11 protein-coding genes are annotated in these 13462 nt (G+C 70.8%); 2 read left to right on the plus strand and 9 right to left on the minus strand.

Translation table 11 applies throughout. The features are described 5' to 3' along the window. The 5 genes from ACFYWL_RS21420 to ACFYWL_RS21440 form a co-directional block, all read right to left on the minus strand. Complete coding sequence (locus ACFYWL_RS21420; protein WP_386975289.1) at positions 1-936, minus strand: ABC transporter permease; 936 nt, start codon at positions 934-936, stop codon at positions 1-3. A 1-nt stretch (position 937) separates the two neighbouring features. After that, positions 938-2584, minus strand: coding sequence for an ABC transporter substrate-binding protein (locus ACFYWL_RS21425; protein WP_386975291.1), 1647 nt, complete (start codon positions 2582-2584; stop codon positions 938-940). Positions 2585-3129: 545 nt separating this feature from the next. Then, a complete protein-coding gene (locus ACFYWL_RS21430) occupies positions 3130-3663 on the minus strand; it encodes a flavin reductase family protein (RefSeq protein ID WP_386975293.1) in 534 nt (177 codons plus the stop codon). 33 nt (positions 3664-3696) lie between these two features. Continuing rightward, the gene (locus ACFYWL_RS21435; RefSeq protein ID WP_386975295.1) at positions 3697-4560 is read right to left on the minus strand and encodes a DUF1684 domain-containing protein; all 864 of its coding nucleotides are present in this window, start codon (positions 4558-4560) and stop codon (positions 3697-3699) included. 347 nt (positions 4561-4907) lie between these two features. Then, positions 4908-5888, minus strand: a complete 981-nt coding sequence (locus ACFYWL_RS21440) for an RICIN domain-containing protein (RefSeq protein ID WP_386975297.1) — start codon at positions 5886-5888, stop codon at positions 4908-4910. A 368-nt stretch (positions 5889-6256) separates the two neighbouring features. Between ACFYWL_RS21440 and ACFYWL_RS21445 the strand changes: the two genes are divergently transcribed. Beyond that, complete coding sequence (locus ACFYWL_RS21445; protein ID WP_386975299.1) at positions 6257-6940, plus strand: CHAP domain-containing protein; 684 nt, start codon at positions 6257-6259, stop codon at positions 6938-6940. Positions 6941-7068: 128 nt separating this feature from the next. Here ACFYWL_RS21445 and ACFYWL_RS21450 read toward each other — a convergent pair whose 3' ends face one another. From ACFYWL_RS21450 to ACFYWL_RS21465, 4 genes are all read right to left on the minus strand, one after another. Then, positions 7069-7719 carry a hypothetical protein gene (locus ACFYWL_RS21450; protein WP_386975301.1) on the minus strand — a complete coding sequence of 217 codons (651 nt, stop codon included), beginning with the start codon at positions 7717-7719 and terminating at the stop codon, positions 7069-7071. A gap of 334 nt (positions 7720-8053) precedes the next feature. Beyond that, positions 8054-8974: a carbohydrate ABC transporter permease gene (locus ACFYWL_RS21455; RefSeq protein WP_386975303.1), complete on the minus strand. Its 921-nt coding sequence runs from the start codon at positions 8972-8974 to the stop codon at positions 8054-8056. Continuing rightward, on the minus strand, positions 8974-10425 hold the full coding sequence (locus tag ACFYWL_RS21460; RefSeq protein WP_386975305.1) for an ABC transporter permease subunit: 1452 nt from the start codon (positions 10423-10425) through the stop codon (positions 8974-8976). The genes ACFYWL_RS21455 and ACFYWL_RS21460 overlap by 1 nt, the downstream gene beginning before the upstream one ends. Continuing rightward, on the minus strand, positions 10425-11726 hold the full coding sequence (locus ACFYWL_RS21465) for an ABC transporter substrate-binding protein (protein ID WP_386975307.1): 1302 nt from the start codon (positions 11724-11726) through the stop codon (positions 10425-10427). The genes ACFYWL_RS21460 and ACFYWL_RS21465 overlap by 1 nt, the downstream gene beginning before the upstream one ends. 592 nt (positions 11727-12318) lie before the next feature. On the opposite strand from ACFYWL_RS21465, the gene ACFYWL_RS21470 reads away from it, so the two are divergent. Further along, positions 12319-13428, plus strand: a complete 1110-nt coding sequence (locus ACFYWL_RS21470; protein WP_386975309.1) for a uroporphyrinogen-III synthase — start codon at positions 12319-12321, stop codon at positions 13426-13428. The last annotated feature ends 34 nt before the right edge of the window (positions 13429-13462 follow it).

Below are 13462 nucleotides of genomic sequence, written 5' to 3' on the forward strand. Positions count from 1 at the left end.
TCAGCTCCTTCGCAGACGCGGGTCGACCAGCAGGTACGCCAGGTCGGCGGTCGTGTTGACCACGACGTAGCCGGCGGCGGAGAGGGTGACCACGGCCAGCACCACCGGCATGTCCCGGGTGGTGACCGCGGAGAGGGTGACCTGGCCGAGGCCGGGCCGGCCGAAGACCTGTTCGACGATGACGGTTCCGCCGATGACGATGCCGAAGACCCAACCGGCCAGGCTGATGGCCGGCAGGAAGGCGTGCCGCAGGGCGTGGCGCGCCAACACCGTTCGTTCCCGTACGCCCCGGGACCGTGCGGTGAGCACGAACGGCTCGTCGAGGGCCTTGTCGATGCCGTCGCGCAGCACCTGGGCGAGCAGCCCGGCGATGGGCAGCGCGAGGGTGACGGCGGGCAGCACCAACGCGGCGATGCCCTGGTCACCCGACACCGGGAAGAGGCCGAACCGGAACGACAGCACGCTGAGCAGCAGGAGCCCGATCAGGAACGACGGGGTGGAGACCAGCAGCAGTTCGGCGCCGGAGCTGAGCCGGCGCAGCCACGGTCGCCGGTTCCCGGCGGTGGCCACCGCGACGGCCAGGGCGAGCAGCACCCCGAGCCCGGCGGCGGCGACCGCGAGCGTGAGGGTGGGGGCGAGCTGTTCCCCGATCACCTCGGTGACGGGTCGTTGCAGGAGGTAAGAGCGACCCAGGTCGCCGCCGCCCAACCGCCCGAGGTAGTCGAGGTACTGCACGACGGCCGGCCGGTCCAGGCCCCAGTCGGCGATGATCTCGGCGCGGATCTGCGGGGTGTCCGCGCCGTCGCCCACGATGTTGTCCACGGTGTCGCCGGGCGCGGCCAGCACCGCCAGGTAGGCGGCGGTGGCCGCGACCCAGAGGACGACCAGGCCGGCCCCGAGCCGGCGGGCCACGGCACGCACGGGTGGGCGGCTCATGTCACTTCCCGATCCACAGGTCGTACGCGCTGGCGGGCACCCCGGCGGTGGGTTCGAAGCGCACGCCGCCGACGCCGGTGCTGGCGGCGATCTGGTCGGCCGGCGCGTACAACGGCAGCAACAGGGCCTGCTCGACGACGACCCGTTGCTGGAGGTCGGCGTAGATCTCCGCGCGCTTCGTCGGGTCCGCGGCGGCCTGACCGGCCTCCAGGAGCTGGTCGATCCGGGGATCGTTGACCTGGGTGCGGTTGATGCCGCCCTGCGAGTGCAGCAGCAGGTTCAGCGCGGCGCCGGCGTCGGTGTCGGCCCGCGAGTTGTCGAAGACCTCGTACTCGTTGCGCTGGATCGCGTCGGTGGCGGTGCCCTGGTCGACAAGCGACACCTTCAGGTCGATGCCGGCGCTCTGCTTGACGGCCGCCTGCACGGCCTGGGCGAGCACGTCGCGACGGTCGCGGACGAAGGGCGCGGACTGCACGAGCCGTACGGTGAGTCGCCTGCCGGCCTTCACCCGGTAGCCGTCGGCGTCCCGGGCGGTCCAGCCGGCCTGGTCGAGCAGGGCGTTCGCCTTGGCCGTGTCGCCGCTGTACGCGCTGCCGTCGAGCCGCTTGTCGTAGAGCGGGCTGGACGGGCTGATCACGCTCCGGGCGCGGGTGGCGGTGTCCCGGTAGACCGACCGCAGCACGGTGTCCACGTCGACGGCCTCGCGGAACGCCTGGCGGACCCGCAGGTCGTCGAAGGGTGGGTGGGAGGTGTTGAAGAAGTAGGAGTAGGCGGAGCCGGAGTTGAGCTCCCGGGTCAGGCGCAGCGCCCGGTTGGCGGTGACCAGCGGCTGGTCGGTGGCGGGCACCCCCTCGACGACCTGTACCTGGCCCGACGTGAGGGCGCCGACGCGCACCGCCGACTCCTTCAGGAAGCGGTAGGTGACCTCGTCGAGGTAGGCGGGGCCGGTGTGGGTCGCGGTGGGCGGCGCCCAGTCGTAGCCGGGGTTGCGCCGGTAGCGCAGTTCCTGACCGGCGACGTAGCGGTCCAGCACGAACGGCCCGGTGCCGACGACGTCCACGCCGCCGGCCTTGAGGTTCTTCGCCTCACGCAGCGACTTCGGCGAGATCTGGGCGCCCTGCGGGGAGGCGAGGAAGTCGAGGATGAGCACGTCAGGTCTGGTGAGGGTGAGCCGTACGGTGCGCGGGTCGACGACCTCGACGGCCTTGAGGTTGCGCAGTTGCACGGCGGCGACGGCGGGGGCGTACCCGGGTTCGCGGAGTTTGTCGATGTTCGCCTTCACGGCTGCGGCGTCCAGGGGCGTGCCGTCGGTGAAGGTGACGCCGTCGCGCAGTGTCAGCGTGTACGACAACCCGTCCGGGGCGGTCTGCCAGCCGGTGGCCAGCCACGGCGTCAGCTTGCCGTGCCTGTCGTAGGTGAGCAGGGACTCGAAGGTGTTCCAGACCAGCAGGCGGGCCTTGGCCTGGGCGTACTGGTGCGGGTTGAGGGTGATCGGCTCGGTCTCCACGGCCCAGGTGAGGCTCCCGCCGGAGCGGGGCTGGCCGGCGGCTTCGGCGGCCGGCGTGGCGGCGGTGGAGCAGCCGGCGACGGCGGCGAGCAGCGGGGCGAGCGCGGCGGCGGCGAGGGTTCGCAGACGGCTGGCGGGCATGGCGAGGTCTCCTGTCCAGGCAGGCGGTTCGGGTACGCCGACACCCGGCCCGGCGCGGTGGGCGCGGGTCGGTCACGGTGTCGGCGCTGTTGGCTCGGCGGTCGGCTCGGCAGTGAGCCCCATCTCGGCGGGCCTATGCGGCGGGCCGGGTAAGCGGGGCGCCGGTCAGGCCAGACAGGAACTCGACCACACCCGACCGAAGTCGATGTGGCCGCGGATCGTCAGCCGCAGCTCGCTGGACATGAGCCGAGTCCACTCGGCGCGCTCGACGGTGTCAACACATCGATCGATGGATGTCGGCTATCGCACGTGGGAGCGCCGATTCGTTGACGCATCACCTACTAAGGCTATAGGATTCGGCGAGAATTCGTCCGACGGGTCGACCCGCACCCGCACCGGGCCGGGACCGGCCCGCCGGACACGTACGCGCCCCCGTGCCGAGCCGGTTGGACGACCACCCCCCGAAGTCCTGGCGAGGTTCCCGACAGGCGGCCCACGCCGACGACCCTGTCGACGACGGCCGGCGGAAGACGCCGGCTCGATGGTCAGGCGGCGGCGCGACGGGCCGTGCCGTCCGGAGCGTCCGCGAGACCGGCGTAGCGACCCCGGTGGTAGAGCAACGGGGAGCCGACGTCGGCGTGCCGTAGCAGCTCCGGCTCGGCCAGCACGACCACGTGATCGCCGACGACCACCCGGTCGACGACCCGGCACACCAGCCAGGCCAGGGTGCCGTCGAGGATCGGCAGCCCGTTCGGCCCGGGCCGCCAGCGGGTCGGCGCGGCGAAGCGGTCGATCCCGCTCGTGGCGAAGGTCCGGGCCAGATCCTGCTGGCCGTGGGCGAGCAGGTGCACCGCCACGTGCCGCGCCTGCGCCAGCGTCGGCCACGTGGACGAGCCGAGGTTCAGGCAGAACGAGACGATCGGCGGCGTCAGCGACACCGACGTGAACGATGTCGCGGTGAAGCCCACCGGCGGCGCACCGGGGGCGGTGACCACCGTGACGGTGCTGGCCTGGTGGCGCAGCAACCTGCGCAGCGCGTCGGCGTCGGCGTCGGTCGGGTCGTCGGTGGACGAGGTCATGGCGTTCCTCCCGGGGGGTGGGGGCGCGGAGCGCTAGGAACGGGCGGCGGGGTCGGCCGCCAGCCGCTCGAACGGGATCTTCTCGCCGGCCTCGACGGCGACCGGCAGCCGGTTCTCCGTCGGCGGCAGCGGGCAGGTCGCGAAGTCGGTGTACGCACACGGCAGGTTGACGGCCCGGTTGAAGTCCAGCGTCACCCGGCCCTGCTCGTCCGGCGCCCCGACGGCCAGCGACCGGTTGGCCCCGTAGGTGGTGACGCCGGAGGTGGTGTCGGTGAACAGCACCGACAGGCTGCCGGGCGCCGCACCGTTGAACGCGGTCAGGCTCAGCGGCAGCCCGTCGACGCTGAACTCGATCCGGCCCGGCGCGTCGTAGACGTGCTGAAGGCCCTCCACGGCAGCGCCCACCGTGGTCGGTCGGGGACGATCGAACGGCACGAACCGCCCCTCGAGCACCCACCGCTCGTCGGGCGGGTAGGTGGCGGTGCCCCGGTAGCGCGTCCGCAGCGGATGGTCGGGGAATCGGGGTCGAAGGATGTCGCGCCCACCCCGCCGGGCCACCTCCAGGACACCACCGTCGATGTCCACGGTGATGCCGGCGCGCTCGGCGATCGCCCCGAACTCGTGCCGCTGCCGGACACGCCGGCCGTCGACGACGATCTCCTCGCCGTCGGCGAGGGTCACCTCCGGCCCGTCCTTCCCGGTGCGCCACTGACCGGGCACACCGGGGAACCGCTGCGGCTGTCCGGTGAGCCAGTGCAGTGCGGCCACGGCGAGGAAGCCGTGGCCGTCCGCCCGCGCCTCCTCGTGCCGGCGGTGCCACTCCTGCCAGTCCTCGGCGAACGCGCGGGTGGATCGTGCGGCGTCGGCGGGTGCGGACGGTGCGAGATCACTGGTCATGACGGATCCCTCTCGTTGACGTGCGGCCACTCGGTGACGGGTGCGCAGGTGCCGGACGCGAGCCGGCGGGGCGACGACCGACAGGCAGGCAGACAGACAGGGACCGCCCGCTCAGGCCGGAAGGATCGCCACGCGACAGAGCTGCGCGGCGACCCGCATCAGGTCGACGACCCGGCGGCAGGTGAACAGCCGAACAAGCAGCATGGACCGATTTTCCTATCAATCAAGTAGGATTTCAAGCCCCCGGAGCCACGCGGCACCACCCGAATCAGTAGTCGTCGTCCGGCTGGAGCGGAGACGCACGCGGACGACGTCGGCGGGTAGCACCGTGATCGAGACCCGCCGGCTCAGGAGGCGGACGCCACGACGTCAACGCGGAACGTCTGGTCGCCCTCGCCTGTGCACGGCTCCTGCACGAGTTCGACACCGCTGACCGTCTCGTCGCCACGAATGCCGAGACAGAGTTCGCTGTGCACGGGGCGGAGCCGGTAGCCCTCCAGTGGAGCGGCGACCGGCTCGACCCGGAACACCTGGGCTGGCCCACCGGCTGCGCAGTCGTCCCAGGGTTCGAGCATGCCGCCGGCCGGGCCGTTGGTCAGCACAGTCAGGCAACCCACTCCATGCTGCGGGTGGCTCCACTTGATCTGAAAGCGGTCCCCGTCGACCGGCACGAGCAGCGTCCTGGGCGGCTCGGCGTCCTCGCACGATCGTTGCACCGCGACGGCCGAGTCGTATCGTCCGGAGCGCTCCCGCCCCTCGGTCACGCAGAGCGCCGGTGTCCGCGCGGGGTGGATGCGCACGACACTGCCACCCGCGGGCAGTTCCAGCGGGCTCTTGGGCGCCGGGCCAGCCTCCGGGGTGCCCGGCGACCTTCCGGTGTCGCGGACCAGCAGCCAACCACCCACCGCGAGCAGCGCCGCCGCGGTCACACCTGCGGCGACCCTGACCAAAGTGCGCCAGATGACCTCGCGCGGCTTCTCCGGGGCGCCCTGACCGGTGGCATGAGCCGACTGCCTGGGCGCCGACTCCTTCCCGTCTGCCGCGTCGGTCTCGTGGGCCAACCGATTGAGGGTGGCCAACCAGGCGGCGACCTGGGCCTCGTCGTCTGTGCACGCCCGGACGAATGCCGCCAGCAACTCCGCGCGAGGCAGGCTACGCCCAACCAGCATGTCAGCTGCGGTGCTGCGGGCCAGAACCTCGCCACGGCTCGCCGCCCGTTGCTCGAGCTGCCGGAACGTGTACCGGGACCGGTCTTTCATCAGCCGCATGAGCTGCACGAACTCAGCCTTATCGCGAGCACCGTCCGGCCGAACACTCTCCGCATCCATCGGACTCCATGCTGCCCGAGACGACCGCCGAGATCAACTGCCTGGCGGGACCGCCCGGACAGGCAGGCCGGACAAGCCTCTGGCCAGCCCGGACAGCGCTACGCCTGTCCCGGACAGGAGCGACCCATTGCCGGACGTGATCGACCAGGCAAGCCTTGACTGCATCCAAACAACCTTCCGGAAAGGCCACTGATGAGAACGACGCAGCGAAGACTTCGGACAGCCCTGGCGGGGAAGCGGCACGGCCACCACAAGGCCGGCGTCTACCTCAAGGTCTGCACCAGCGATGCCAACGCCAACCGCGCATGCGGCTACTGGCTCTGAACCGGCCACCATCCCCCGTTGGACACTTCACACAGGAGACATCCATGAGAAAGGCAATTCGTGCGGCGCTGGTCGCCGTAGTCGCGGCGGCGTCCGTCACGTTCATCGGCACGGGCACGGCTCACGCCGCCGGTGACACCCAGCTCGGCATCGACGTGGGCAACATCGCCTGGGAGCAGTACACCTCCACCAGCACAACGGTTTCGGTCCGCCGATCGGAGGCCGGCAACGAAGACTGCAACTACTACACCGGGTTCTGGACCGACCCGGACAACGACCGCAGGACCAGCCACGCTTCGGCCGCCTGCAGCCCCGCCAAAACCACCTCGGGCACCATGTACAGCGGCGGTGTCAAGCAATCGATGCCGGTGAGCTGGCGTTCCCGGGCCTGGTGCGCGGACTTCGCGAAGTACGCCTTCTACTGGGGCACGGCCGAATACTCGAAGCTCACGCCGCACTCATCGAGTTTCATCACCTATGGCAACGACAACGGCACCTGGCACTCCAGGACCAGCGGCTACATCCCCCGCAAGGGCGACGCTGTGGTCTTCAACTACAACGGCGGCGAGACGGATCACGTTGCCATCGTCACCTCGTACTACGCAGACACCGTGGCCAAGGGCTACTTCTACGTTGTCGGCGGGAACCAATCCGATGGCGTCACCCACGTGAAGTGGTACCCGTCGAACACCAGCATTGTCGGCTACGCCTCGCCGAAGGCGAAGTAGGCAGCAGGTTGGCGGGGGCGAGCCGTTCGGCTCGCCCCCGCCCGGCAGACTCGCACCGCACCGGCGCGGCCGAAGCCGCTGCGGCGTGGCTCGCCGCCGGGAGCTGCGCCGGACCCTGGCGGCTGGACTCAGGCGCCGGTCCACTCCGCCGTACGCGGACGAGGCTTCGCCGGGCCAGCCAGCCGCCAACCACCTGCACCTGTGACGATCCGGTCACGCCCGAGGTGGTCCCGAAGCTGATGGATCACGGCGCCCACCGCGGCGATCGTGGCGGGCCGGTCATGCGGTGGCAACGACGACCAGATCCACCTCCTGCCGCGCGGCGCTCCCCGCGCCTCGACGAGCACCCGCAGCACGGCGAACCCCTGCGGGCCGAGCCGGATGAGCCGAGCCGGCCCGTCGAGGACGTACCGATGCTCGACGTCGAGGCGCAGGCTGCCGAACGACAGCACGTCGGTGCCGGCGAGCGGTTGCGGCGCGACCGGGTCCCGCATCCACCAGCCGTCCGCCCCGGTGAGAATGCGGGCGCCGCCGATCTTCTTACGGATGTTGGCGATCACCACGCCGATCTGGGCAGCCGTTGGCGGCCGGTACCCGCGCGGCATGGCGGCCCAGATCGCCTCCCGGCCCAGGGGTGTTCCCCGCGCCGTGATCAGGACGGCCAGCACGGCGACCTGCTGGCCGCTGAGTATGACCGCGCTCGACTCGGCGTGCAGCCGGACCAGACCGGTGGACGTCTGCAACTCCACCCCGGCGTAGCACAGCGGGACATCGAGCACGGGTATGGACGGCTGACGCCGACCGGCGCTGGGCCGTGGGCGGTGTCCTTGACGGCACCGCGGGATGGCCGCCAGCGCAACGCCCGCCGCCGGAGAGGCGCTCTCAGCCGGGAGCCGGCCGACCCTGACCTGATCAACCACCACCATCAAGAACCTCACCATCTGGCCGGCTGACGGCCACTGCCCCAGCTACCGGCGCGCCGCCCCCGTTGCCGTCCTGCCGCAGGGCTGCGACGGTGGACGCATCGGCGACGGGCAGCCGGCACGCTGCTCGGACGACGGACCGGGGTGGGGCGGGCGGAGCCCGGCCCCACCCCGGTCCCGGACCCTCCCGCTACTTCCCCGAACCGGCGAGGACGCCCTGCACGAAGTAGCGCTGGAAGGCGAAGAAGACCGCCAGCGGCACGAGCATGGACAGGAACGCGCCCGGGCCGATCGTGTCGAGGTTGGACGAGAACGACCGCATCTGTTCCCGCAGGGCGTAGGTGATCGGGGCGTTGTCGGAAGTGGCGAAGACGAGCGAGACCAGCAGATCGTTCCAGACCCACAGGAACTGGAAGATGGCCAGCGAGGCGATGGCCGGCCATCCGATCGGCAGCACCACACGGGCGAAGATGAGCGCCTCCCGGGCGCCGTCCATGCGGGCCGCCTCGAGCAGGTCGCGCGGGATGTTCAGGAAGAAGTTGCGTAACAGGAAGATCGCGAACGGCAACCCGAAGGCCACGTGGAAGGCGATCACCGCCGATATCTCGCCGTAGATGCCGAGGGCCCGGAAGATCCGTGCGTCCGGCACGATCGCCACCTGGACCGGCACGACGATCAACGCGACGACCAGCGCGAAAAGCCAGTCCCGGCCGGGGAAGTCCAACCAGGCCAGGGCGTACGCGCCGAGCGCGCCGAGCAGCACCACGAGCAGAGTCGACGGGACGGTGATCAGCACCGTGTTCCACAGCGACTCGACGATCCGCTCGTTCTGCAGCACCTGAGCGTAGTTGTCGAGGGTCAGCTGGGCCGGCGCGGTGAAGACCGTCCACCAGCCGGTGGCGCTGTTGTCGGCGCTGCTGCGCAGGCTCGCCACCGCCAACCCGAAGGTCGGCAGCAACCAGAAGGCGCCGATCAGGACCACCAGCAGCCGCAGCAGCGCCTTGCCGAACCGCATCATGAACCGGGTCCAGGGCCCCGGTCGTGGCCGGCCGCCCCGCGCGGTGCCGGCGGGCACCAGTTCCAGCACCGTGTCGGTGGTGGCGTGGCTCATCAGCTATCCCTTCTCAGGCGCCGGATGTTGAACAGCATCGCGGGGAGCACCAGGGCGAACAGCAGGACCGCGAGGGCACTGCCGAGCCCGTAGTCCAGGCCGCCGCCGAAGGACACCCGGTACATCTCCAGGGCGACCACTGTCGCGTCGTTCTGTGACGCCTCGGGTGCGAGCACGTAGACGAGGTCGAAGATCTTCAGGACGTTGATGGTCAGGGTGACCAGCACCACGACGAGCACGGGCCGGACCAGCGGCACTGTCACGTGCCGGAAGGTCTGCCACTCGTTCGCGCCGTCCATCCGGGCCGCTTCGAGTGCTTCCCGGGGCAGGGCGGCCAGGCCGGCCGACACCAGCACCATGGCGAAGCCTGCCCAGATCCAGATGTACACCCCGATGACCGCGGGAGTGATGAACGAGGGCCCGAGCCAGGTGACGCCGTTGAACGGCTCGGTGAAGTTGTCGGCGGGCAGCCGGATGACGTACGGGCCTGAGGCGAGGTCGGGGAACGCGAACCGCCCGGCGGCGTCGGTCCGGGTGGTGGCGACCACCGTGCCCCCGTCGGTCACCGCCTCGACGGTCATCTGGGGCAACCCCACCTCGCCGGGATCGACGATCCCCGCCTTGCCGCCGCCGCCGCGGGTGAAGTCGAGCCACACCACCCCGTTCAGTCCGGGGCCGCCGGTGGACGCCGTGGCCTGCTCGGCGTCGCTCGGGATCCGGTCCGGCGGCAGACCCACGAGGGCGAGGTGGACGGGCTCCCCCGGCCGCACCGGCCCCCTGGACTGGAAGCCACCGTCCGTCGGCACCAGTTCGCCCTGCTCCCGGGCATTGACGCCGTGGTAGCGCGACGGGGACACGAAGGCGTCGTGCACCGACACGACGGCCGCGTTGAGCACGCCGCGGTCGGGGTTCTCGTCGTACACCAGCCGGAAGGTGACGCCGGCGGCCAGGAACGAGATGGCCATCGGCATGAACAGGACCGCCTTGAGCACGGCCGGCCGGCGTAGCCGCTCGGTCAACACCGCGAAGATCAGCCCGAGGGTGGTGGCCACGGCAGGCGCCACGATCACCCAGACGAGGTTGTTCAGGATGGCTCGCCGGGTGTTCGACGAGGTGAACATCGCGACGTAGTTGTCGAAGCCGACGAACCTCGAGCCATCACCGTTGCGGAAGCTGAGCCACAGCGTGTAGACGATGGGATAGCAGACCAGCACCAGCAGCAGCACCAGGGCGGGGCCGAGGAAGAGCGCGGCCATCAGGCGGTTCTCCCGCGACCGTCGGCTGGCCGCGGTCTCGGTGCTGCCCTGCCGGCCACCGGGGGCGTCCCGGCGGCCCGGGCCGCCGGCGGCGTGCCGCGAGCCGCCGGGGCCGCCGGCCACGCTCGCCCGGCCGCTCGTTGTCTGGGCAGGGAGCGGACGGTTGCCCTGGGCCGGGTCGGGCGTGATCGTCATCAGTTGCCTCCGAAGTCCTTCTTCGCGGCGGCCTCGAGCTGCTTGGCCAATGTCTCCGGGGCGATCGGCTTGGCGAGGAAGTCCTGTAGCAGCACCCAGAGGTGGGCGCTGGTCCCGCCGCCGAACGTCTGCGGCGTGAGGTCGGACAGGTCGAAGCGCAGCGATTCGGCCTTCACCACCGCTTCGGCGAGTTGCCGGGTCGTGCCGTCCGGGTACGCCGCGAGGTCCAGCCCCGAGTTCGCCGAGATGAACCCGCCCTTGGCCGCCATGATCTTCGCCGCCTCGGGCGAGGCCAGGAAGGCCATCAGCGCGTTCGCCTCCGGCGTGTCCTTGAAGGCGACCGCCTGGTCGCCCGCCGTCACCACCGCCGGCTTCGAGCCGTCGATCGACGGCCAGTCGAAGAACTTCGCCGACTCGCCGACCTTCAACTCGCCCAGTTTGTTGATCTCCGAGGCGACGAAGTCACCCTCGAACAGCATCGCCCCCTTGGGCGACTTGCCGAACACGTCGGCGATCGCCTGGGTGAAGGCGGTCTGCGTCGGGTTGGCGGCCAGGAAGCGCGGCGTACGCCAGTAGTCGGCCAGCAGGGTCAGCGTCTTGACCACGCTGGGGTCGGTCCAGGGGATCTCGTGCTTGGCCAGCTTGTCGTACATCTCCGGGCCGGCGACCCGGAGGTAGATGTTCTCGAACCAGTCGGTCAGCACCCACCCGTCGCCACCGGCGGCCACCATGGGCGTCACCCCGGAGTCGGCGAGCGCGGTGGACACGGTCTTGAGCTCGTCCCAGGTCTTCGGTGGCTGCACCCCGGCGTCGGCGAAGCTGTCGACCCGGTACCACATCACCGACTTGTTGGCGACCTTGAAGTAGACGCCGTAGAGCTGCCCGTTCACGGTGCCCAGCTCCTGCCAGGCAGGGCTGTAGTTCTCCTTGATCGCGGCGGCGGCGTCACCGGTCAGCGGCTTGATCGCGCCCCGCTTCACGAACTCGGTCACCACACCGGGCTGCGAGATCAACGCGACGTCCGGCGGCGAGCCCCCGGCGATCCGGCTGTTGAGCAGCACCGGCAGGTCGTTGCCGCCGGAGGTGTACTTCACCGTCGCGCCGGTCTTCGCGGCGAAGACGTCCAGCAGCGCCTGGAAGTTCGCCTGCTCGGCGCCGGACCAGGTGGCCGCCACCTCGACGGTCTTGCCGGCGAGGTTCGCGTCCGGCGCGCCGGACGTCGGGTCGGCATCGCCACCGCACCCTGCGGCGGTGGCGAGGACCGCCGTCGCTACTGCGAGCGGTACCCATCGTCGTACCATGGACTCTCCTGGATCTGGTCAGCGGATCGGGACTGGACCGGAGCGGGCGGCTACCCGTCCGCACTGCGTCCGGCGTCGACCGCGGTTGAGTGGTAGCTCAGCCGCGGTCGACGAACGATCGCCGGAGCAGGTTCCGGATCGGTGGTCGGACCGCCCCGTCCGTCCCTCTTGGTCGGACTCACGATCGGATCGCATCGACCGATCGGTGATTGCGCCGAGTCTTCAACACCACCGCGTTTCCCGGAAGTCACCCGGGTGTTACGTGACGGGACCGACGAACACCTCACAAGATCAACTTTCGAAAACCCGGCCCGACTCGCCAGTAACTACTTCGGAATACGGGTTGAGCTGGCGAAACGCCGCCCACATCGGAGCGCGGTCCCACACTTCGGTAGCACCGATCGGTGATCGAACCGTCGTGGTGTTGAGATTGGACGTCGCCGCCGTATCGACGTTGTTACGGCGACACTTCTTTCTGACAAAGCTCGGGGCCCGACGGACGCCCGCCCCGGTGACATGTCCCACCGGGTGAGCCAAGCGGCGTCCGGATCCGTTCAACCTGCGAGGTAAGCCGGTGTGACAGGAGGACAGTGTGGAGGATCTGGCGGGGTACACGGTCGCCGTCCTGTCGGAGCGGCGTCGACACGACCTCGCCACCCGGCTGGAAGCCACCTCGGCACGGACGATCAACGTCCAGGCAGTCCGCTCGGTGGCCCAGCCGGTGGCGGAGGCCGTCGCTGACGCCACCCGCGCCAGCGTGACGAGCCCGGTGCACGAGGTCATCGTGTCGTCGGGCCTGGGCCTGCGGGCCTGGCTGCGCGTGGTCCGGCAGACCGGCCATCTCGACGCGCTCATCGACCGGCTGACGCATGCCCGCCTGCTGGCCCGCGACGGGCACGCCGCCGACACGCTGCGGGACCTCGGCCTGAGCCAGATCTGGGCGACCCCGTCCACGACCACCGAGGATCTGTTCCGCTATCTCCTCGCCCAGCCGATGATCGGCCGCCGGGTGGTGGCGCAGATCGAGTCGGAGCCGCACCGGGAGTACTGTGACGCCCTGCGCCGCAACGGGGCGACAGTCGTCGAGGTCGTCACCAACCGGTTTCTCCCACCGCTGCGCAGCGACGTCCTGCGCCGGCTGTGCGCGGTCATCATCCGCCGGCAGGTCGACGCCGTCGCGCTGACCGGGGTGACCGCCACCGAGAACCTGTTGCGCCAGGCCGAGGCCGACGGCGTGCTCGGCGAGGTGCTCAACGCGCTGACCGCCGACATCGTCCCGGCCTGTCTGGGTCACCTGGCGGCGGAGCCGCTGCGGGCGCTCGGCCTCGACGCGTACGTGGCGGCCAGCCCCGCCCTGCCGGACCTGGTCAAGGTCCTGGCGGACAGGCTTCCGGGACGGTCGCTCCGGCTCACCGTGCAGGGTCTCCGGATGGAGATCCGCAGCCAGGCGATGGTGATCGGCGACCAGGTGATTCCGGTCCAGCCCGGCCCGATCTCGGTGTTGCGGGCGCTGGCCCGCCGTCCCGGGCGGGTGCTGTCCCCGGCCGAGATCCGGGCGGACACGCCGAGCTGGGCCGACGTCGACGACCACGCCGTCGAGATGGCGGTGTCGCGGCTGCGGCGGACCTTCGACGACACCCCGCTGGACGGCGTCGACCTGATCCAGACCGTGATGAAGCGTGGCTACCGGTTGGCGGCCTGACCCCGCCACGCGAACCGGCCCGGCACCTCGGCCG

Origin of the sequence: Micromonospora sp. NPDC002575, assembly GCF_042889525.1 — a bacterium.
GTDB lineage: Bacteria > Actinomycetota > Actinomycetes > Mycobacteriales > Micromonosporaceae > Micromonospora > Micromonospora carbonacea.